This is a genomic window from Bradyrhizobium sp. Pa8 (assembly GCF_052588265.1).
The window spans coordinates 4972469-4991391 of sequence record NZ_CP176767.1 but is presented as its reverse complement, the minus strand read 5'-3'; the positions used below and the strand labels follow the sequence as shown (position 1 = coordinate 4991391).

The following is an 18923-nucleotide window of genomic DNA, read 5'->3' as shown; positions in this document are numbered from 1 at the left end:
CGGCCACATCGACAGCAAATGATGTATCCGCCGGTTCCTCTGTTTCATTCCTGACATAAGGAGCCCCCGTGTGCCGCTAGAATGCACCAACCGGGGCTGGCCAAATTTGATTCCGAATCCGTTTTCGAACCCGGCTTTGGCCGCTGGCGAGTGATCGCCAGCGGCTTTTTCATGCCGGCCATCACGAAATCATAAAACGGTAACGCGTTCTCAACCTGCCTGTCGTATCGACGAATCCGTCGCGGATTTGTATTGCGTACCGCGACACCAAAAATGTCCCGCCGGCGTGGGTGCGCCGCGTGGGCTTTTTTGCCGGGACCGATTTCATGCCGAGCGCAATTGAGCAGATCGTGGACGCCTATGTGCGGCTGAAGAACCGCCGTGGGCTCGACGAGCTGATGATGCACAGGCAGCGGCTCGCGGTCGATCTGAAGAGCAGGTCCGGCTATGATTTCAGCCTGCCGATCGGCAAGATCGACGAGGAGATCGCGATCATCGAGGAGGGGCTCAGCCGGCTGAAGGCCCAGTCCGCGGATCCCCGCGGGATACGTCCGATCTGACGCGCTCAGTCGCGCCGGCCACCGTCGATGACGGTGAACAGCGGCCGTGCCTGGGTCGGCTCGACCAGCAGTTCCTCCACCAGCGCGGTTGCCGCATCGACATATTTGCGCGTCGGTTTGTCGAGCTCACGTTTGGCCTCGTCGTCGAGCGCGACCTTTGCGGCCTCGACCAGCTTGCGCATGCGCGCCGCATGGTCGTCGCCCGCCGTCAGCGTCGCGCGCGCCAGCGAGCGCAGCACGAACAGCTCGCCTTCGAGGCGGAGCAGACGGTCGTTGAGCCTGGTGAGGACGGCGTTGAGGTCGGCCATAGCTGCTGTTCGTCGCGGAGGATCCAACCTGATCTAGCGGCGATCGGTGAACGGAATCCAAACGCCATTGGCGCAATTGGGTTGATCTCCAGGTCTCCCGGCAGCAGCGATGCCGCCGATGTGAGACATCGTGACGTTGCGATGCGTCGTCCCAGCGTGGTTCCCGCACCACATGGAGCCTGGGTGGACATCTGGAGCGCGTACGATGCGGTCTGTCCTGGCTTTGGTCCTCTTGATTGCAACATGCGCGTCGGCGGCTGCCGCGCCGGCGCATCATGCCCGCCCGCGCCATCACGTCGTCGTCCATCTGCCCGAGGACGCGCCGGTCCCGCCCGGCTGGTACAAATTTCCCGGGCAGCCGCCGATTCCGCCGTCGGAGAACAGGAATCTCGATCCCTCCAATTTCGGCGGCGGTTGATCGAAGCTACGCCGCGGTTCGGGCGAGATAGTCGCGGGCGAAGGCGAGGTACCAGTCGAGGCAGGCGGGATTGGCCATCGCCTCCTTGTTGATCACCTTTTCGACGGGCTGGCCGAGCAGCAGCTTCTTGATCGGCAGCTCCTGCTTCTTGCCCGACAGCGTGCGCGGGATCTCGGCGACGGCAAAGATCTCGTTCGGCAGGAATCGCCGGGACAGGCCGGCCTCGATCGCCTTGTTGATCTTGGCCTGCATCGCAGCGTCGAAGGCTGTGCCCTCACGCAGCACCACGAACAGCGGCATGTAGCTGTCGCGGCCGAGATATTCGAGGTCGACGACGAGGCTATCCAGCACCTCCGGCAGCGCTTCGATTGCGGAATAGAGCTCGCTCGTGCCCATGCGCAGGCCGTGCCGGTTGATGGTCGCATCGCTGCGGCCATAGATGATGCAGGAGCCGTCCGGATTGACCTTGAGCCAGTCGCCGTGCCGCCACACCGGCCCGCGGCCGCTGCCGTCGAAATTGTCCGGATAAGTCTCGAAATAGCTGGAGCGATAGCGCGCATCGCCCTTGTCGTTCCAGAAGCGGAGCGGCATCGAGGGCATCGGCTCGGTACAGACGAGCTCGCCGACCTCGTCGATGACGGCGCGGCCCTGCTCGCTGAAGGCTTCGACCGCCGCGCCGAGCAGGCGGCATTGCATCGCGCCCGGGGTCTGCGGCAATTCGCGGTTGCCGCCGATGAAGGCGCCGGCAAAATCGGTGCCGCCGGAGATGTTTGCCCACCAGATGTCGGCCTGCGCCTTGCTGCCGTTGATTTTCGACAACGCCGCGAAGCGATCGTTGAACCAGGCTTGCGTATCGGCGCTGAGCGGCGAGCCGGTCGAGCCGAGGCAACGCAGCCGCGACAGATCGCCGGCCGCAGTGAGATCGATCTCGGCCTTGGCGCAGTTGGCGAAGAACGCCGCGCCGGCGCCGAAGAAGGTCGCTTTCGACTGTGCCACGAACCGCCACAGCGTGGTCCAATCCGGCTTGTCCTTGGTGCCGCCCGGGCTGCCGTCGAAGATGCAGCAGGTGGTGCCGCTGAGCAGGCCGCCGACCTGCGAATTCCACATGATCCAGCCGGTCGAGCTGTACCAGTGATAGCGCTCGCCGAACGAGTTCTCGTGGTAGGAGCAGCCGAGGTCGTTGTGCAGGCCGAGCAGCGCCAGTACCACGATGACGATCCCGCCATGGCCGTGCACGATCGGTTTCGGCAGGCCGGTGGTGCCGCTGGAATAGACGATCCAGAGCGGATGATCGAACGGCAGCCAGGCCGGCTCGAACGCGTCGATCGCAGCGCCTGTCCTTGCGACGATGTCGGAGAGCACGGCGTCCGGCGCTGCGGGCGCGGTCTCGCTGTGCAGGATGACGTGCTCGACCGTCGGCAGCGATCGCCGCAGCTCCGCGACGACGTCGTTGCGATCATGCCGGCGGCCGGCATAGGTGACGGCATCGCAGGCGATCAGCACCTTCGGCTCGATCTGCTTGAAGCGGTCGATTACGGCGGGCGCAGCCATATCGGGCGCGCAGACGCTCCAGACCGCGCCGATGCTGGCGCTCGCCAGATACGCGATGATGGTTTCGGGGATGTTGGGCAGATAGGCCGCGATCCGGTCGCCGGGCTTGATACCCTTGTTCTTCAGATGCAGCGCAAGCGCCGCCGCCTTGCGCCGCAGCTCCGGCCAGCTCGTTTCGTTGAGCTTGCCGTCCTCGCCGCTACTGACGATCGCGGGCAGGCCGGCGGCGTCGGCGGCCTCGACATGCCGGAACACCTGCCGTGCATAGTTGACCTGCGCACCGGGAAACCACACCGCGCCCGGCATCTTGCGCTCGGTGATCACGGCCGTAAACGGCGTCGGCGATTGCAGATCGTAATAGTCCCAGATGCTGCGCCAGAAGCCGTCGAGATCGCGCACCGACCACTGCCGCATCTCCTCGTAATTCGCGAAGGAAAGGCCACGCTGCCCGGCGAGCCAGTTGCGGTAGAGGGCGATCTGGGGAACGAAGGGAGCGGTCATTGCGTGTCGGCTTCTGTTGCGGGGAGGGGGAGTTTATCCGGTGTCGCGGCGTAGCAGAAGCGTCAGTTCCTCATCCCTGCGTCACGGCAAAGCGTTCGTCGCCGATCCCGGCCTGATGCCGCGCGGCCGGCGCTGAAGCTGGCGTTCAAACGCCTTCAAAGCAAAAACTGAAAAACAACCCCATACACAGTAGCGGGGGTATTGAATGCATTCGTCATTTTCAGTTGGTGCCAAGCAGGTTCTTTTCGGACTTGTCCAACGCGAACAGCCTACCGATATCTCGACGGAGCGACGCATCGCCTCGTCCGGATTTGACACGTCGGGCAAAACACTGGCAGAGTGGCATCATCGGAAATTCGTAACGCCCGCGCGGGGAAACCTGCCGCGGGTTTTTTTATGTCGTAGCAGTTGCCGTGATCAAAGGATCGCTATTGTTCCGCCGCAACGGCAGGGCTGACAATCGCATTGGGAATTTTGCGTGAAGTGTTTTGCCCGACGACGGGCAAGGTGTCACTGCGAACTCCGTCGATGCATTGTGCGTCGTTGCTTCAACATCGTCATTGCGAGCGCAGCGAAGCAATCCAGAATCTCTCCGCGGAGGCGTTCTGGATTGCTTCGTCGCAAGGGCTCCTCGCAATGACGGCGAGAGTGGCGATGGGGTTTCGTAGCCCGGATGGAGTGAAGCGCAATCCGGGGTTCGTGCAATAGAGCGACACTGGTCCCGGATTTCGCTTCGCTCCATCCGGGCGATGGCAGTGAGAACCTTGCCTCGGCCTACCAACCCACTCCCGCCCATCGTCTCCCGAACACCGGCGGCTTTGTCTTCACCGCCGACCAGCCGAAGAAGTGGTGCTTGCCGGACCAGGTGTGCACCACGCCGCTGCAGATGCTGCATTTGAAGCTGCCGGTGTGGGCTTCGCTGTGCTCTTCCCGTGTCGCGGTGTAGTTCATGCCGCAACCCGCGCAGGTGAATTCTTCGGTCGTCCAGATGCTGTTGGCCATTGCACGTCAGTGTTCTTGGATGCGTTGTGGGAAGCGTAGGTGCGAGCCTTTGCAGCCGCGTAAACCGGCGCGTGGAAATCCGGTTAATTGTCGTTAGCCAACCCCCGCGTGCAGGCATGCAGCAGCGCCGGTCAACCCAAATTGCGCCGCCGGCAGGCCAAGTGCGCCCTTGATCTCGTAGCTGGATTTCAGCCCGTCGCCTCGGCGCGTCCGCACCCGCCTGACCGCGAGCAGCGGCAGCCGGCCTTGCACCGGCCGGACCGGACCTTGTCGTGGATCGCGTAGGCGTAGCGCCAAAAGCCCGGCGCGGCGTTTGGCTCGAGCGCGTAGTGTATGCCGCGATGAATGCCGGTGCGGCGATCGGGCTCTTTGCGGCGGTGAGCCATCGCTTCTTCGGGCCGAAGCGTTCCCTAATCCGGGGCCGTCGCGGGCCCGGTCGTCTTGACGCCGGATGCGCGGCTGGCAATAACGCTTTGCCGCGCAAGTGCCGGAACCCGCGTCAATGCCGCAAGGAAAGGCGTGCCCGTGAAAAGTCTCCGTCAGCTCCTGACGGGAGAGGACATCATCCAGCTCCTGATCCGGGTCGGCCTGCTTGGCCTGCTGATCATCTGGACCTTCCTGATCATCCGCCCGTTCGTGCCGATCCTGGCCTGGAGCGCCGTGCTCGCGGTCGCGTTCTATCCAGCCTTCAGCTGGGTCGCCAAGATCCTCGGCGGCCGCCCGAAGACCGCGGCCGCGATCCTCACCCTGATCACGCTCGGCATCGTCATCGGCCCGGCGACCTGGCTCGGCCTCAGCGCGGTGGACGGTGCGCGCGAGCTGGCGAAGCAGCTTGGCACCGGCGACCTCGCACTGCAGTCGGCGCCAGAGCAGCTCAAGTCGTGGCCGGTGGTCGGCCCTTGGCTCTTTGATCTCTGGGATCAGGCCTACAACAACATCCGTGCGGTGCTGCGCGAGGTCGCGCCCTATCTCCAGCCGCTGGCGGGACCCTTGTTGTCGCTTGCGGGCGATGCGAGCCTCGGCACGCTCCAGTTTCTGGTCTCGGTGTTCGTCGCCGGTTTCCTGTTTCCGCACGGGCCGCGGCTGGTTGCGGCCGGCCGCGGCTTCCTGTTTCGCATCGTGCCCGAGCAGAGCGAGCATTTTCTCGAGCTTGGGGGCGCCACCATCCGCGCCGTGGCGCAAGGCGTGATCGGCGTCGCGATCGTGCAGGCACTGCTCGCCGGCATCGGCTTCAAGCTGGCAACCGTGCCGAGCGCCGGCCTGCTCGCCTTCATCGTGCTGCTGCTGTCGATCGTGCAGATCGGCGCGTTCCTCGTGATCCTGCCGGTGATCATCTGGATCTGGACCGCCAAGGACGTCACCACGGCGCTGCTGCTCACCGTGTTTCTCGTCCTCGTCGGCTTCATCGACACCATGTTGAAGCCGCTGGTGATGGGGCGCGGCCTCACCACGCCGACCATCGTGATCTTCGTCGGCGTGATCGGCGGCACGCTCGCCCATGGCATCGTCGGCCTGTTCATCGGGCCGATCATCCTGTCGGTGGCCTGGGAGTTGATGATGGCCTGGATCAGGACCGAGGACCTGGCGGCGGCGAGCGAAAGCTGAGCTGCTCGCAAGGGCTGTGGTCAACGCGCCCGCGAACTTGTCTATTCGACTAGACAAGTTACGATAGGGCGATTCTGTTTTCTTTCGATCTACGGCAGAAATGGCGAAGTCTTCCAAGCTGGTTGCCGCAAAGCGCGGCAAGGTATTGTTGGTCAGACGGCGATCGGACGGCCGGTGGATGTTCCCGGGCGGCCGCAAACGCGCGCGCGAGTCCGACAAGGACTGCCTGCGGCGGGAGATCAAGGAGGAGCTGCCCAAGCTGAAGCTCGGCCGGATCAGCCTCTGGAAGGAAGTGACGGCCAGGAATAAGCGCTCCGGTCGCAAGATGAGCGACGCGATCTTCATCGCCAAGGGCGCCAAGGGCAGGCTCGAGATCGGCGACAAGAATGAGATCGACCGCGCCGCCTGGCAGAAGCCGCGCGGCATCCGCCTGACGCCGACCTCGCGCTACATCCGCGATCGGCTGTTTCCGAGCAAGCCGCGGCGCCAGTGAGCAGGGAGGGCCGCGTCTTCGCGGCGCCGGTGCGACAAATCGCCCGCTGGTCCACAACACGAGCCCGAAATCGACAGATCATCCTGCGATCAGGTCGCCCGATGGTCCTGGTCTCGTCGAGACAGCCCCAGCCAGCCGCTATTGCTTGACCGCCAGCGTGTCCAGGCAATGGTTGAGGTAGACGGTACGATCCCTGGGCAGCACCTTGTCGAGATCCGCCTTCAGCGCGCATTCGCGTTGCCGCATCTGCTCGGCCCGGCGCTTCTCGGCCGCCGCGCGATATTCGGGGGCAACCTTGTTGGGATCGACCAGCGCCTGCGTGCGGGCGGGAGCGGTCACGGCGAGCGCGATGGCCGCGATGATGATAATGAACTGCTTCAAAATGAGCCTCCGCAGAAGGGCTCATGCTAGCGCGAGGGTAGCGAGGGCTCAAACGCTGAGTACGGCGAGGCGACCGATCGCGCAGCCTGTCCAGGCTGCGTCCGAGAGGCTGTCGGTGGAGTCGGTTTCGACGACCTGAAGTCGGCCAAGTGAAATCGGCCAAGCGAAGTCCACTCACTTCGAGGCGTGGTCGATCTTGTGCCCGAGATGCCCGGTGTCGTGATCGCGACGCAACTGGCTCAGCGAGGTCTCGTTCAATTGGTGCAAGACCTCGCTGAGCGGGGTCGCATCGGGATAACCGGCCGCAAATGCCTTTCCGTAGATCTTGCGCAACGTACCGACCAGCGTGTTGCCGTGCTTCTTGCTGATCGCGCCATCCTTGTCCCGATGGCGACCGTCCAGGCCCGGTTCCTTCATGTGGTTCTCCCTGTGCGGCGTCTTAAGCGCCTGGAGAGAGCGTGCTCCCAAACGAATTGCTTGGCAACGGTGCGGCGCGCGGGAGTTGAGCGGCGGTTCGCTCCATCGCAAGAGCGTCGCGTTCGCACTTCGCTCTCTTAGCTGTGAAGCCGCGTCAGATCGCGGTGGGACGGTCGGCATATTACATGAGAGGGAGCGGACTCGATTGGAGCCGATACGATGCGTCTTGTTTTGGCCCTGGGCCTCTTGATCGTCTTGTGCGCGTCTGCAGATGCCGCGCACCACGCTCGTGCGCACAATCCTGCGACACGCCATCCTTCGGTCGATCGTCTCGGCACGGAAATGAATCCTCGCGCGCGCTTCGCGGTCCCCGGCTGGAGCGATGAAGCAACGGCGCGCTGGCTCAATAATGCCTCGTCCAACGTCGGCCGAGGCGGATAGCCACACCCGGACGCGGTACGCGAAGATCGGCGTAGCCGTGTGAACCAGTTCACACTCGCGCTTCGAGACCGGTGCTATGAAAGCCTCATTGCTTTACCAATTGATATTTTGAAAACGCCCCGGCGCTCCCTACCAGGCGCCGGGGTTTTCATTTCGGTCACGGCCACAGTTCCCGAAGCGGGATCGGACCGGGCGGGTGCTTTCTGAAAAGTGCCGAAGGTGGGACGACTAAGCGGCTTGCTCCTCAAACGAGGTGTAGACCTGCCCAGCCGGATCGACGATCTGAACGTCCCAGCACCCGTCTTCGACAAGCTCTCTGGCCTTCTTGAGGGCGGCCGCGAGTGACAGCCGCTTGAGGCTGACGACGCCTGCCGTGTCGAAACCGCTGATTTCAAACATGCCGTTCCTCCGGTTTTTTTGAATCCTACACCTTTTGAGGGCGTTGTCTCCCGGCTTTTGTGGCAAGGCCCCTGGAACTGCAGACGGCTGCAGTGTCCAGTGCCAGCGCGGTGGCCGCCATCGTGCCCTCGGCCGACCCTGATGGTCGTGGCGCTCCCGTCTCGTTCAGGCGTCATTCAGAGGGGGTGTCTATCTTGCTGCCTTGGAGGACCGCTTCGATGCTGATCACCACTATTGCGACAATCCTTGCGCTTCATGGCGGTGCAACGGCGCCTGCCGCAGCTGTCGAACGCCCGCTCGAGGTGCAGTACCGCGGCGTGCCGAGGCATCCGCCGCCGTGCGGTCATCATTGGGATCTGAGCGCCCGCGACGGGATGTGCTATCCCAACGGCTATCTCCGTCCCGAAGATCAGGCGGCGATGCAGGGGTACTATCAGGGCCCGCGGCCTTACTATGGAACGCGCCGGCGTCCGGTGCCATGCGGCCACGGCGCTGACGTCGATATCCGCGACGGTGTCTGCTACCCCAACGGCACGGTTCCACTACAATTCCAGGACCGGCCGGAGAATTACTACCGGCGGTACTGAGAGACGGGCCGTCAGGCGCGAGGCCAAGTTTGCTCCTGATCAGGCGCGCTCTTGATGAGGTAGCTGCGGCGCCGGCCCAGCACCACGACTAAGCGGCCTGCTCCTCAAACGAGGTATGCACGCGCCCCGTCGGATCGACGATCTGAACGTCCCTGCACCCGTCTTCGACAAGCTCTCTGGCCTTCTTGAGGGCGGCCGCGAGTGACAGCCGCTTGAGGCTGACGACGTCTGCCGTGTCGAAACCGCTGATTTCAAACATGCCGTTCCTCCGGTTCTCGTGAATCTTACACCTTTTGGAGGCCTTGCCTGCGGCTTTGGAGGTTCGAAGCAGGCTGCCGCGTGACTCATTCCGTCGCATCACCCTCCGTAATCGGCCGGGGCTGCCGGGCATCCCAGGGGGCCACGTCGCTAACGTGGAATTAATCCAAAATGCCCACAATTTTAGGCAGTTGTAGGTGGGTGCTGCGTAGAGGAGCCGTCCCGAGGACGTTCCGGCGTCGGCTTCCTTTTGCTCGCTCATTTGAGGTCAATGGACATGACCACGACATCCGAGGCGCAAGGCCTCGTCGAACAACTCGACCCCGCGGCGCTCGCGCTCGCAGTCGCGGCACTGGAACCCGCAGCCCCGGAAGCTCCGGCATCGAGCAAGCGGTCCAGCCGGAAATCGGTCCTGGCACTGTCGGTGTGTGCCTTGGCCATCAATGGCGCCGCGGCGATCTATACATTGCCGGCTGATTTTCCGTCGCCGAATATCAGCAGTCTGGCTGAACTGCTTCCGCGCCGGGAAGCTTCCGCGCCAAAACCGGATCCGGTTGTCGCTGCCTTGAAGGAGATTCAGTCGGCCCAGCAGCAACACACGGCTTCGCTGCAGGAGAGCAACCACGCCTTGCAGCAAAATGCAGCTCTGCTGCAGCAGGATTCAATGGTGCTGTTGTCCCTGCGGCAGAGCATCACGGACGAGCGGGTCGATGTGAGGAAGATATCTTCGCAGCTGTCCACGCTCATCGCGAAGGTCGATACGCTGCAGAATGCAATGATGTCGGACGTAACGTCCTCGATCCGAAAAGCGAATGCGCGCTATGGACTGTCCGCAGCGATGCGCAAGCGGATGGTCCTGCAGTCGAAGTCCGTAGGGCCCGTTTCGGTTGGAGGCGCTCCGCTGAGTGTGCCGGCTGCTACGTCGTCGCCGGAAAGCTGAAGACCGGTCAGGCAAATCACCTGACACTACTGGCTCTCGAGCTCACGCTGGCCGGTCGTCTTGTCACGCCAGGCAGGACACAATGGCAAGCACGACGTCGGCGCCTAGGTCCCCTGAGTACATCGTGAAAAGGATGCCAGCGCCAAGAACAACAGCAAAAACCTTGAGAATAATCATTTTGAGATACCCTCGTGGGTGACGAGAGACTGGACCCGGATTGTTTCCTGAGTGCTTCGCGTGATGCGGCGAACGGTTTCATTCACCGAGGCGTTATCCGTGAGGGGCCGCTCGACTTAGGGGCCGCAACAGGGGCTGCTGCGCCCCGATGCATTTTCGAGATCAAGCCCGGGGGCATCGCAATCGAACTGGCGCGCGCCAACGGTGACTTCAAAACTCTCTCGCAAGAGCGAGCGCAAAGTCTCAGTTGCTCCGTTCCGACCTCCAGCCGGTTTCCCGATGCGAAATGGTGGCGGTGATATCGACATCTCTGCCGGCCGACTGGCGCCAGGCAGCCACGCCGAAACACACCGTCAGCGTCAATGTCGTCAGCAATAGCAGCACGGACAGAAACTGGCTCACGCACATCCCCGGCAAGATCTCGCGCGAACGCGCACACATCTGGTTGATTCGGAAAATGCAGTCCGACTGACCTAGGGGGCTTTTTCCCCAAGGTTGCAAACCCGTGGACCGAATACTCGTGGCCTTTGAGCCGCCGCGACTGAGGGGCCGGCTCCGCACGCACCGGGCTTCTGCGCTTCACAAGAATTGGCCGGCTATTGCCGTCGCCACGGCATAAGCTTCGACTGGATGCTCGATGGCAGCCTCGCCGGCCTTCGCTCTATGATAGAGGCGATTGTTGGAGGCGGTGACTTTACAACGCTGTAGATCCCGTCCGACCGACCAAATTGGAATCGCAGCCCTAGATCTCGCGATGGAATTAGCTGGCAACGCAGCGAAGCGCTGACCCGCCGGTTCACGTTGGCGGGCCCCGTTTAGAATTCGCTAGTTGGGGGTGCTGCCGCTCTTGGTCTTGGACGAATTTTTCACTACCGGTTTGGCCGGCGTGGCCGGCTTCTTCGCTTCGTCGCTGCGGGCAGTTCCCCATGGATCGACTGCCTTCTGGTTGGGAACATTGCCGAGGGAGCGTTGATAGGCGCGCTCGGCCCGAATGTCGCCCGCCTTCTCGGCCTCCGTCTTGTCCCTGGACTGTTCGCCGTACATTGGAACATGGTCCTGTGCCAATGCGGTCTGTGCGATCAGGGCGAACATGACAGCGACGGCGATTTTGCGCATCTAGAAACTCCCGGTTCTGTGACTAGCATAACATCGCGCCGATTGCGGCATCAATGCATCGGAGTGGCGTCCGGTAACGGCTGATAACGCATCGCCGCCGGTTGAAGCGGTAGAGATAAGCCCGCCGGCTCACAAGGTCGGCGGGGTTCTCTCTTGCGGGGCAGGCTAGTCATCATCCGCCGACGAGCCGTTAGTTCGCTAGTTGAGCGCGCGCCTGTTTGACATTGTGTGAGACGACACGATCGTAGGCCGATAAAGCGGCATCGGTCGCTAACTCAACCATTTCTCGATAAGCGGCGTCGTTCGTTTGAGTGAAGCTTTCGCGGATTGCTCTGGTAAGCTGTTCGTCTGAAACGGCGTCTCCCGGGGCCGCTCGTCCGGTGAGTCGGCTATACAGATTCAAGCGATACACGTCGGCGGCGATTTGCCAGGCCCAATCCTCCAGTCCCAGTTGTTGAACCACCCGGTCGACCCCTTGCTCTACGCGCAGAAAAATTGGGGTAGTCGACGCTGGGCATAGAAAACACTAACTCAGGTTAGAAAAAAATCTGCCCTACAAATTCAGGTGGAAGCCGCCGCTCGAGGCGCGCGCCGGTTCAGGCACCAACAAATACGCCGCCGGGCTCTAATACATTGTCCCGGCGGCGGTGTTCATTTCCAGCCCCGAGATGGGAACTAACAAAAACCTCGGATAGAGATTTTACGTACGAAACCTGGGAAGGTTTCAGGCTGCCGGTTCACGCTGGCGGGCCTTGGCAGACCCTGCAAACTCCTGTTGATGTGGCCGAGGAAGCTGTCACATTACTTTGACGTACAGGTGCCAATTTGGCAGGCGCTGGGATTTCAGAGCCCAGACCGGAATACGCGGCGAACGCTGCCAAGCGAATATATTCCGCTTGTGCAGCGTTCAGTATCCTCTCAATTTCGGGAGTTCGGCGTGTTTGATGCTGAAATGACTGCGCTGCTCAGGGCGGTGCTTGATGAAGTTTGCGAAAATATTCCTGTAAGCGAGACGGGCGCCAGAGCGTACGTTGCTTCGAAGCTGCTCGATGCAGCGGCACATGGACAGCTCTCAACCGACGCGTTCAAAGCGGCGGGTCGCGAGGCCTTGAACCCACCAACGATGTGGCGCTAATTATCCGCTCCACATCACTTGATCACATTGTATTCGAAGGCGACGACCCTCCGGGTCGTTCTCCTCAAACCATCGTTCCGCGGCGCCCACCGTCGCGAAGACCTTGATCTGATCGATGTCGCCGACCTGCTTGGGGTGTTTACATAGATGAAGATGGTTGTTGGTCCCACTTCAGCTTGCGTCGGCCCCAATGGGGCTCCTTCATTCGGGTTAAGCTCCGGGACATAGTGGCGCTTCGCGTTCGAGGCGGTGGCGCTGCGTGATCAGCATATATCTCGGCACCGTGCGATTGCCCGCAATCGTTTTGCCAACACAGTGCCCACGCAGGGATTATTCCGGCGGCTCGCTTACTCGGTTAAGTCTCTGATCTGGCTTGGTGAGCGCGCTGGGGCTCGAACCCAGGACCCCGTGATTAAAAGTCACGTGCTCTACCGGCTGAGCTACGCGCTCCCATGGCCGCTGATGGCTTTAAGAGATCGCCATCGTCTTCGGACATTCGAGAAGCATGTCTTGCCGCTGCCTCAACTGGCGTCGCGGGGAAAAACCGGCTGTTTCCGGATCATGCTTTCGGCCCGCGCTGTGTAGGGGGATGGGGCGCTGAGGTCAATAGCGCGAGTGGCGGCCAAAACTCCTGACAGAGACGGGGATTCGCTCGCGGTTTCCACCGCTTAGGCCGGAATTTTCAACTCGATTGGCGGCCCGCTATCCACGCCGAACAGCGCCGGAGGCTTGCCGGCGCGGAGGTTTCACCCGCGCCGCGAGACCGTCCGGCCCGTCAGTTCGCCTCCCGCCGCACCTCGCTCGGCACCGGTTGCGGCGTGCCGGCCGGCGTCGGCAGGGCGACCGGGCGCAGGCCGATCAGCTCGGCGGTGCGGATCGCGCTGTCGCGCCAGAACTTGAACGAGTTGATGCGGCTGAGCTCGAGGATCGCGATCGCGACCGCGGCCAGGAACGGCAGGCTTTGCAGCACCAGGACGCCGGCGAAGATGTAGATCTCGGTGATCTGGCGATAGCTGTTGGAGGCGATCAGCACGCCGGCGCCGATCACCAGCAGGGTGCCGATCACGGCTTCCCAGAATGCCTGGAACTCGATCGACATCCTGGACAGGCCGCCCTTGGAGGTGCGCGCGAACGCGATGTGCTCGGTGATCAACCCCTGCGCGACCGCGCGCGACACCGTCCATTGCACGCTCATCGCGGCGATCATCGCGCCCATCATCTGGCCGGGTTTGATCGCGACGCGCGCGCGGTACATCGACAGGAAGTGCGCGAGCGAAACGATGAAGGCGCCGATGATCGGCAGCGTCAGAATCTTGTCCGGGATGGCGATGTCGGCGAAGGCGACGATCGGCACCCACACGAGGTTGAGCAGCGCCACCACCACGCCGAGGCTCTCGGCGCCGAGCCAGTTCAGCCAGCCAAGACCGTATTCGCGCTTCTGGTCGGGCGTCAGCCGGCTGCGGCCGGGCAGGAAGTGCCGCCAGTGCTTCTTCACGATCTGGAGGCCGCCATAGGCCCAGCGGTGACGCTGCTTCTTGAAGGCCTCGTAGGTGTCGGGGAGCAGGCCCTGGCCGTAGCGGTGATTGGTGTAGTGGGTGGTCCAGCCGAGCTCCTGGATCGCAAGGCCGAGATCGCTGTCCTCGCAGATCGTGTCGGATGACCAGCCGCCGGCCATGTCCATCGCGGCGCGGCGGATCAGGCACATCGTGCCGTGCACGATGATGGCGTTGGCCTCGTTGCGCTGGACCATGCCGATGTCGAAGAAGCCGGCATATTCGCCGTTCATGATGTAGTGCATGATCGACAGGTCGCCGTCGCGATGCTCCTGCGGCGCCTGCACGAGGCCGACGCGCGGGTCGGCGAAAGCGGGCACGAGGTCCTTCAGCCAGTCGGGATCGACGGCATAGTCGGCGTCGAGGATGCCGATGATCTCGGCATCGACGGCGGTGCGGTCCATCGCGATGCGCAGCGCGCCGGCCTTGAAGCCCTGCACCTTTTCGGCGTTGATGAACTTGAAGCGTTCACCGAGCGCGCGGCAATGGTCCTGGATCGGCTGCCAGAACGCGGGATCGGGCGTGTTGTTGATGATGACGACGCATTCGTAGTTCGGATAGTTCAGCCGCGACAGCGCATCGAGCGTCTGCTTCAGCATCTCGACCGGCTCGAAATAAGCGGGGATGTGGATCGAGACCTTCGGATAGTAATTTTCCGGAACGTTCTCGACCGGCTTGCTCTTAGAGAGCAGCCGCCGCGGCGGCCGGCCCAAGGCCACTGCCGCGATCTCGTCGACGCGCGCCATGGCGATGAGGACAAGGGGAACAAGCAGGATCATGCCGAGCGTGAGCGCGAAGGCCGAGCCGAAGATGAAATAGTGGTCGTTCCAGAATGCGAACACGGTCGCAGCCCAGGCGCCGACGCCATTGGCGGTCGCCGACAGCAGGAATGCCTGCCTGGCGGTCGGCTGCTCCAGCCGCAGGATCGGCAGCGACAGGAGAATGCCGACCAGCAGCGCAATTCCCATCAGCTTCCAGTAGTCGGGATTCTCGACCGGGCCGGTCCAGGCGAATTTCGGCTCGCGGCTGGCGTTGAGGATGCCCCAGTACGGGCCGACGCCGCCCTCGAAATATTTCCAGGGCTGATCGATGGCTTCGACGATGTTGTATTCCATGCCGATGGCTTCGGCGCGGCTGACGAAGTTGCGCAGGGTCAGCGCCTGCTGGAACGGGCCGGGGTCGGCGTTGCGCAGATTGTAGCCCTGGCTCGGCCAGCCGAATTCGGCGATGACGATGCGCTTTCCGGGGAACAGATTGCGCAGCAGGTTGTAGCGGTCGACGGCCTGGTCGACCGCCTGGTCCGAGCGGAAGTTTTCCCAATAGGGCAGCACGTGGGCGGCGATGAAGTCGACGTTGGAGGCAAGGTCGGGATTGTCGCGCCAGATGTTCCAGATCTCGCCGGTGGTGACGGGCACGCGGACCGAGCCCTTGACCTTCTTGATCATGTCGATGAGGTCTTCGACCTTCTGTTCGCCGCGGTAGATCACCTCGTTGCCGACCACGACGCCGACGACGTTGCTGTTCTTGCGGGCGAGCTCGATGGCGGCCTTGATCTCGCGCTCGTTGCGATCCTTGTCCTTGTCGATCCAGGCGCCGACGGTCACCTTCAGGCCGAACTCGGCCGCGATCGGCGGCACCAGCTCGACACCGCCGGTCGACGAATAGAGACGGATCGCGCGCGTCATCGTCGACAGCGTCTTCAGGTCGGCGCGGATTTTCTCGACGGTGGGGATGTTGTCGATGTCGGGGTGGGCCGCGCCTTCGAACGGGGCGTAGGAGACGCTCGGCAGCAGGCCTTTGAAGTCGGGCGCGGGTTCCTTGTCGCGCAGGACTCCCCAGAGGCCGGCGTGGAGCACGGACACGAGCAACAGAACGGCGGCGACAACGCGCATCGCGGCTAAACCAAAAGGGGCTGAGGTGGCAGGGAAGCGGATCCGACCCCGAGATCCGACCGAGTCCGCGGCAAATGGAGCATACCTCTGCCGCGCGGTTTCACAACTGTCATGGCCTCATGACCGTATGAGGGCATGACAGTTTCGGAGTGTGCGGCAGTGCCAACCGCTTCTATCGCCGATCGTTCCTGAACGGCGGCTGAAACGATCGCGGCTATTTCGAGGGCGCCAGTGTCGGGCTTGCCGCAGGCGCGGGGCTCGCGGCCGGCTGCGGGGCCTGCGAATTGCCCGTGGTTGGCGCCGCCGTCGGGGAGGCGCTGGCTGCCGCCTGCTGCGGCTGGGATGCCGGGTTGATCCAGCAGGCGTGCACGCGGCTGTCCAGGGTCTCGGCGACCTTGGGATCGATCTGGCCGCCAAAGCGGGTCAGGCAGCGGAAGGCAGCCTGGATGTGGCCGCCGGGGCAGCCGAAACGGTCGTAGAGGTCGAGATGGCGGAACGCGGTATCGAGGTCGTCGCGCCACATCAGCCGCACGACGCGCCGGCCGAGCCAGACGCATTCAGGGTTGCCGGCCGGGCCGCTGATGACCTGGGCTGCTTCGGCGAACTCGTCGGTGCGGCGCTGGTTCTGGGCAGCGTCCCTGGCGGCGGCATCGGCGGGCTGGGCGGCTGCCTTGCCCTGGTCCGGGGCGGGCGTGCCGCTCTGGGCGGAGGCGCCACCGAGACCGACCATGACGACCAGGGAGGCGACGGCCAAGGTGGCGGCGAACTGCCGCAGGACCGCATTTCGTAACTCGAACACCCGTTGCCGCATGAATTCCCCAATATATCAGCTGACCGCCCGCGCCAGGACCTCGCGGACTCGCCGGTGATGGCGTCCAAATGGGTCCCCAATGCGGCGGCAAAGTCCTGCCGAGTCCATGACCTGAATTTGAAATTTTGTCCAGCAAAGTCACGATCCTAGGCCTCTGTCGAACGGCCGCAGGTAAATTCCTCGGGGGAGGGAAGGATCCATCCCGGACACACCCCTTGGCAGATGGCGCGTGAGCAGGTAATCGACGGCACCTCGCGGAGGACGGAACCGATTTCTCTTCGTACGCCACTGGCGCTTCTGCTCGTTTCACTGGGTGCGATTGCTGCCGTGTGGTGGTGGCTGGCCACGCCAATCACGCTCGCGCGCGCCCCGATCGACCCGGCCGACAAGGTCCAATGCGTCTCCTACGCGCCGTTCCGCGGGGAACAGTCGCCGCTGAATGCGTGGACCCATATCGAGGCCGACCAGATCGAGCAGGATTTGCGTCAGCTCAAGGAGATCACCGACTGCGTCCGCACCTATTCGATGGAGAACGGGCTCGACCAGGTGCCGGCGATCGCCGCCAGGCTCGGCGGGCTGAAGGTGCTCCAGGGCATCTGGCTCTCCAGCAACCGCACCAAGAATTTTGAGCAGGCTGCGCTCGCCGTTCGCCTCTCCAAGGATTTCCCCGGCACCGTCACGTCCATCATTGTCGGCAACGAGGTGCTGCTGCGCGGCGAGATGACGACCGCAGACCTCGTCTCCATCATCCGCTCGGTGAAGACGCAGGTCAGCGTGCCCGTCACCTATGCCGACGTCTGGGAGTTCTGGCTCAGGAATCGCGAGGTCTATGACGCCGTCGACTTCGTCACGATCCACATCCTTCCTTATTGGGAGGATGTTCCGGTGAAGGCGAAATTCGCGGCGAGCCATGTCGAGGCGATCCGCGAGCGCATGGCGGTCGCGTTTCCCGGCAAGGAAATCCTGATCGGCGAAACCGGCTGGCCCAGCGAAGGGCGCATGCGCGAGGGCGCGCTGCCGTCGCGCGCCAACCAGGCGCGCGTCGTCTCGGAAATCCTGGGCCTCGCGAAAGCGAACAAGTTCCGCGTCAATCTGATCGAGTCCTATGACCAGCCCTGGAAGCGCAAGCTGGAGGGCACCGTCGGCGGCTATTGGGGCCTCTATGACTCGGTGCGCCGGAACCTGAAATATCCGCCGGGCCAGCCGATCAGCAATTTCCCGTACTGGAAATGGTACATGGGCGCGGGCATGGGCCTCTGCGTGCTGGTATTCGCGGTCGCCGGCCTCACGCTGCGCAGGCGGCCGTGGACGCCGCGCTTCTCGGCCTGGCTCGGCGTCGCGATCTCGGCGACGTCAGCGGGCATCCTGCTCGGGATCGGCGCCGACAAGATGTATTATGAGAGCTACGGCATCGGCGGCTGGCTGCATTGGGGCGCGCTGCTTCTGGCCGGCATCCTGTCGCCGATCTTCTGCGCGCAGGCGATGGTGATCGGCCGCAGCCTTCCGACCTTCCTCGATCTGCTCGGCCCGCGCGAGGGCCGCAAATGGTCGAAGCTCACCGCCGTGCTCGGCCTGACGCTGGCGGTGACCGCGGTGATTGCGGCGCAGACCGCGCTCGCCTTCGTGTTCGACCCGCGTTACCACGACTTCCCCTACGCCTCGCTGACGATGGCGGTGGTGCCGTTCGCGGTGCTGATGCTGAACCGGCCGCAGATCGGCCAGCGTCCGATCGCGGAATCGGTGTTCGCGGGCCTGCTCACGCTGGCGGCCGCCTATGTGCTGTTCAACGAGGGTCGCGAGAACTGGCAGTCGCTGTGGACCTGCGCGATCTACTTGCTGTTCGCGTTCACGCTGTGGCGGGCGCGGGCCGAGCAAATCCAAGAATGAACAGGCCGATCGCAAGGCCCGACAGTACGATATTGTAGAGCACGATGCCGAGGCCGGCGGCGACGATGCCGACGGTCAGCAGCACGATCGACGGCCGCATCAGGTTCAGCGTCGCAACCACCAGCGCGACGATGCCGAACACCGAATTCTTGAACAACACCGTCGAGACCGTGCGCGCCTTGCAGATCAGCGTCTGCAGGCCGGCGTCACAGGCGAGGCCGACGGTCGAGTTCTCGATGCCGAGATAACGCAGATAGATCGCATAGCCGACGGAGACGAAGCCGACGACGATCAGGAACTGCACCTGATAGGGCGTAAGGCGGAAGGGCTTTTTTGTCATGGGCGCAATATGGTCGGGATGACGGGAGGGGGCAACAGGCGAGGTGGATATTTCTGATCGCTTGCGCCGATCGACGGTCCGTTGCTCGACGGCCATTGAGGCTCCAAGTTGATGAAAGGCCGCAGTGAGCCCAAGGGGTGCGCAACGATCC

Annotated in this window: 21 protein-coding genes and 1 tRNA gene; 8 read left to right on the top strand and 14 right to left on the bottom strand. The window is 63.2% G+C overall.

Annotated elements, in window-relative coordinates; translation table 11 throughout:
* The first annotated feature begins 326 nt into the window (after positions 1-326).
* Positions 327-560 (top strand): hypothetical protein, encoded by a 234-nt coding sequence (locus tag ACKWRH_RS23000; RefSeq protein WP_166341191.1) that lies wholly within the window; start codon positions 327-329, stop codon positions 558-560.
* A 5-nt stretch (positions 561-565) separates the two neighbouring features.
* On the opposite strand, the gene ACKWRH_RS22995 is transcribed toward ACKWRH_RS23000, so the two are convergent.
* Positions 566-868 (bottom strand): hypothetical protein, encoded by a 303-nt coding sequence (locus ACKWRH_RS22995; RefSeq protein ID WP_014495142.1) that lies wholly within the window; start codon positions 866-868, stop codon positions 566-568.
* Between the two features lie 205 nt (positions 869-1073).
* Between ACKWRH_RS22995 and ACKWRH_RS22990 the strand changes: the two genes are divergently transcribed.
* The gene (locus ACKWRH_RS22990; RefSeq protein WP_445215373.1) at positions 1074-1286 is read left to right on the top strand and encodes a hypothetical protein; all 213 of its coding nucleotides are present in this window, start codon (positions 1074-1076) and stop codon (positions 1284-1286) included.
* Between the two features lie 6 nt (positions 1287-1292).
* On the opposite strand, the gene ACKWRH_RS22985 is transcribed toward ACKWRH_RS22990, so the two are convergent.
* Together ACKWRH_RS22985 and ACKWRH_RS22980 are read right to left on the bottom strand one after the other, a co-directional pair.
* Positions 1293-3338 (bottom strand): acetoacetate--CoA ligase, encoded by a 2046-nt coding sequence (locus ACKWRH_RS22985; RefSeq protein ID WP_445215372.1) that lies wholly within the window; start codon positions 3336-3338, stop codon positions 1293-1295.
* Between the two features lie 774 nt (positions 3339-4112).
* The gene (locus ACKWRH_RS22980; RefSeq protein ID WP_445215371.1) at positions 4113-4340 is read right to left on the bottom strand and encodes a hypothetical protein; all 228 of its coding nucleotides are present in this window, start codon (positions 4338-4340) and stop codon (positions 4113-4115) included.
* A gap of 519 nt (positions 4341-4859) precedes the next feature.
* On the opposite strand from ACKWRH_RS22980, the gene ACKWRH_RS22975 reads away from it, so the two are divergent.
* Together ACKWRH_RS22975 and ACKWRH_RS22970 are read left to right on the top strand one after the other, a co-directional pair.
* Positions 4860-5945 (top strand): AI-2E family transporter, encoded by a 1086-nt coding sequence (locus ACKWRH_RS22975; RefSeq protein ID WP_445215370.1) that lies wholly within the window; start codon positions 4860-4862, stop codon positions 5943-5945.
* Positions 5946-6045: 100 nt separating this feature from the next.
* A complete protein-coding gene (locus tag ACKWRH_RS22970) occupies positions 6046-6438 on the top strand; it encodes an NUDIX hydrolase (protein ID WP_445215369.1) in 393 nt (130 codons plus the stop codon).
* Positions 6439-6576: 138 nt separating this feature from the next.
* Here ACKWRH_RS22970 and ACKWRH_RS22965 read toward each other — a convergent pair whose 3' ends face one another.
* The 3 genes from ACKWRH_RS22965 to ACKWRH_RS22955 form a co-directional block, all read right to left on the bottom strand.
* Positions 6577-6819, bottom strand: coding sequence for a hypothetical protein (locus tag ACKWRH_RS22965; RefSeq protein WP_445215368.1), 243 nt, complete (start codon positions 6817-6819; stop codon positions 6577-6579).
* Positions 6820-6993: 174 nt separating this feature from the next.
* Entirely contained in the window at positions 6994-7236 is a 243-nt protein-coding gene (locus tag ACKWRH_RS22960; RefSeq protein WP_028152129.1) for a hypothetical protein, read from the bottom strand.
* 669 nt (positions 7237-7905) lie between these two features.
* The gene (locus tag ACKWRH_RS22955) at positions 7906-8076 is read right to left on the bottom strand and encodes a hypothetical protein (RefSeq protein WP_167541702.1); all 171 of its coding nucleotides are present in this window, start codon (positions 8074-8076) and stop codon (positions 7906-7908) included.
* Between the two features lie 218 nt (positions 8077-8294).
* Between ACKWRH_RS22955 and ACKWRH_RS22950 the strand changes: the two genes are divergently transcribed.
* The gene (locus ACKWRH_RS22950; protein ID WP_445215367.1) at positions 8295-8663 is read left to right on the top strand and encodes a hypothetical protein; all 369 of its coding nucleotides are present in this window, start codon (positions 8295-8297) and stop codon (positions 8661-8663) included.
* Between the two features lie 88 nt (positions 8664-8751).
* Here the strand turns inward: ACKWRH_RS22950 and ACKWRH_RS22945 are convergent, their stop codons facing one another.
* Positions 8752-8922: a hypothetical protein gene (locus tag ACKWRH_RS22945; protein WP_445215366.1), complete on the bottom strand. Its 171-nt coding sequence runs from the start codon at positions 8920-8922 to the stop codon at positions 8752-8754.
* A gap of 270 nt (positions 8923-9192) precedes the next feature.
* Between ACKWRH_RS22945 and ACKWRH_RS22940 the strand changes: the two genes are divergently transcribed.
* On the top strand, positions 9193-9861 hold the full coding sequence (locus tag ACKWRH_RS22940; RefSeq protein ID WP_445215365.1) for a hypothetical protein: 669 nt from the start codon (positions 9193-9195) through the stop codon (positions 9859-9861).
* Positions 9862-10281: 420 nt separating this feature from the next.
* On the opposite strand, the gene ACKWRH_RS22935 is transcribed toward ACKWRH_RS22940, so the two are convergent.
* From ACKWRH_RS22935 to ACKWRH_RS22925, 3 genes are all read right to left on the bottom strand, one after another.
* On the bottom strand, positions 10282-10440 hold the full coding sequence (locus tag ACKWRH_RS22935; protein WP_244623041.1) for a hypothetical protein: 159 nt from the start codon (positions 10438-10440) through the stop codon (positions 10282-10284).
* Between the two features lie 423 nt (positions 10441-10863).
* A complete protein-coding gene (locus ACKWRH_RS22930) occupies positions 10864-11154 on the bottom strand; it encodes a hypothetical protein (RefSeq protein ID WP_445215364.1) in 291 nt (96 codons plus the stop codon).
* A 190-nt stretch (positions 11155-11344) separates the two neighbouring features.
* The gene (locus tag ACKWRH_RS22925; protein WP_445215363.1) at positions 11345-11617 is read right to left on the bottom strand and encodes a hypothetical protein; all 273 of its coding nucleotides are present in this window, start codon (positions 11615-11617) and stop codon (positions 11345-11347) included.
* Between the two features lie 474 nt (positions 11618-12091).
* On the opposite strand from ACKWRH_RS22925, the gene ACKWRH_RS22920 reads away from it, so the two are divergent.
* The gene (locus ACKWRH_RS22920) at positions 12092-12289 is read left to right on the top strand and encodes a hypothetical protein (RefSeq protein WP_445215362.1); all 198 of its coding nucleotides are present in this window, start codon (positions 12092-12094) and stop codon (positions 12287-12289) included.
* A gap of 374 nt (positions 12290-12663) precedes the next feature.
* Here the strand turns inward: ACKWRH_RS22920 and ACKWRH_RS22915 are convergent.
* The 3 genes from ACKWRH_RS22915 to ACKWRH_RS22905 form a co-directional block, all read right to left on the bottom strand.
* Positions 12664-12739 (bottom strand) — tRNA-Lys (locus ACKWRH_RS22915).
* Between the two features lie 325 nt (positions 12740-13064).
* A complete protein-coding gene (locus tag ACKWRH_RS22910; protein ID WP_445215361.1) occupies positions 13065-15734 on the bottom strand; it encodes a glycosyltransferase in 2670 nt (889 codons plus the stop codon).
* Between the two features lie 214 nt (positions 15735-15948).
* Positions 15949-16545 carry a beta-1-3, beta-1-6-glucan biosynthesis protein gene (locus tag ACKWRH_RS22905; RefSeq protein WP_445215360.1) on the bottom strand — a complete coding sequence of 199 codons (597 nt, stop codon included), beginning with the start codon at positions 16543-16545 and terminating at the stop codon, positions 15949-15951.
* Positions 16546-16767: 222 nt separating this feature from the next.
* On the opposite strand from ACKWRH_RS22905, the gene ACKWRH_RS22900 reads away from it, so the two are divergent.
* A complete protein-coding gene (locus tag ACKWRH_RS22900) occupies positions 16768-18432 on the top strand; it encodes a glycoside hydrolase family 17 protein (RefSeq protein ID WP_445215359.1) in 1665 nt (554 codons plus the stop codon).
* Here the strand turns inward: ACKWRH_RS22900 and ACKWRH_RS22895 are convergent.
* Positions 18392-18772 (bottom strand): hypothetical protein, encoded by a 381-nt coding sequence (locus tag ACKWRH_RS22895; RefSeq protein ID WP_445215358.1) that lies wholly within the window; start codon positions 18770-18772, stop codon positions 18392-18394. The genes ACKWRH_RS22900 and ACKWRH_RS22895 overlap by 41 nt on opposite strands.
* Positions 18773-18923 lie beyond the last annotated feature (151 nt).

What these genes read in the sequence shown, in the direction of transcription:
- ACKWRH_RS23000 (WP_166341191.1), top strand. Translation starts at nt 327, where the DNA reads ATGCCGAGCGCAATTGAGCAGATCGTGGACGCCTATGTGCGGCTGAAG.
- ACKWRH_RS22995 (WP_014495142.1), bottom strand. Translation starts at nt 868, where the DNA reads ATGGCCGACCTCAACGCCGTCCTCACCAGGCTCAACGACCGTCTGCTC.
- ACKWRH_RS22990 (WP_445215373.1), top strand. Translation starts at nt 1,074, where the DNA reads ATGCGGTCTGTCCTGGCTTTGGTCCTCTTGATTGCAACATGCGCGTCG.
- ACKWRH_RS22985 (WP_445215372.1), bottom strand. Translation starts at nt 3,338, where the DNA reads ATGACCGCTCCCTTCGTTCCCCAGATCGCCCTCTACCGCAACTGGCTC.
- ACKWRH_RS22980 (WP_445215371.1), bottom strand. Translation starts at nt 4,340, where the DNA reads ATGGCCAACAGCATCTGGACGACCGAAGAATTCACCTGCGCGGGTTGC.
- ACKWRH_RS22970 (WP_445215369.1), top strand. Translation starts at nt 6,046, where the DNA reads ATGGCGAAGTCTTCCAAGCTGGTTGCCGCAAAGCGCGGCAAGGTATTG.
- ACKWRH_RS22960 (WP_028152129.1), bottom strand. Translation starts at nt 7,236, where the DNA reads ATGAAGGAACCGGGCCTGGACGGTCGCCATCGGGACAAGGATGGCGCG.
- ACKWRH_RS22955 (WP_167541702.1), bottom strand. Translation starts at nt 8,076, where the DNA reads ATGTTTGAAATCAGCGGTTTCGACACGGCAGGCGTCGTCAGCCTCAAG.
- ACKWRH_RS22950 (WP_445215367.1), top strand. Translation starts at nt 8,295, where the DNA reads ATGCTGATCACCACTATTGCGACAATCCTTGCGCTTCATGGCGGTGCA.
- ACKWRH_RS22945 (WP_445215366.1), bottom strand. Translation starts at nt 8,922, where the DNA reads ATGTTTGAAATCAGCGGTTTCGACACGGCAGACGTCGTCAGCCTCAAG.
- ACKWRH_RS22940 (WP_445215365.1), top strand. Translation starts at nt 9,193, where the DNA reads ATGGACATGACCACGACATCCGAGGCGCAAGGCCTCGTCGAACAACTC.
- ACKWRH_RS22930 (WP_445215364.1), bottom strand. Translation starts at nt 11,154, where the DNA reads ATGCGCAAAATCGCCGTCGCTGTCATGTTCGCCCTGATCGCACAGACC.
- ACKWRH_RS22910 (WP_445215361.1), bottom strand. Translation starts at nt 15,734, where the DNA reads ATGCGCGTTGTCGCCGCCGTTCTGTTGCTCGTGTCCGTGCTCCACGCC.
- ACKWRH_RS22905 (WP_445215360.1), bottom strand. Translation starts at nt 16,545, where the DNA reads ATGCGGCAACGGGTGTTCGAGTTACGAAATGCGGTCCTGCGGCAGTTC.
- ACKWRH_RS22900 (WP_445215359.1), top strand. Translation starts at nt 16,768, where the DNA reads ATGGCGCGTGAGCAGGTAATCGACGGCACCTCGCGGAGGACGGAACCG.
- ACKWRH_RS22895 (WP_445215358.1), bottom strand. Translation starts at nt 18,772, where the DNA reads ATGACAAAAAAGCCCTTCCGCCTTACGCCCTATCAGGTGCAGTTCCTG.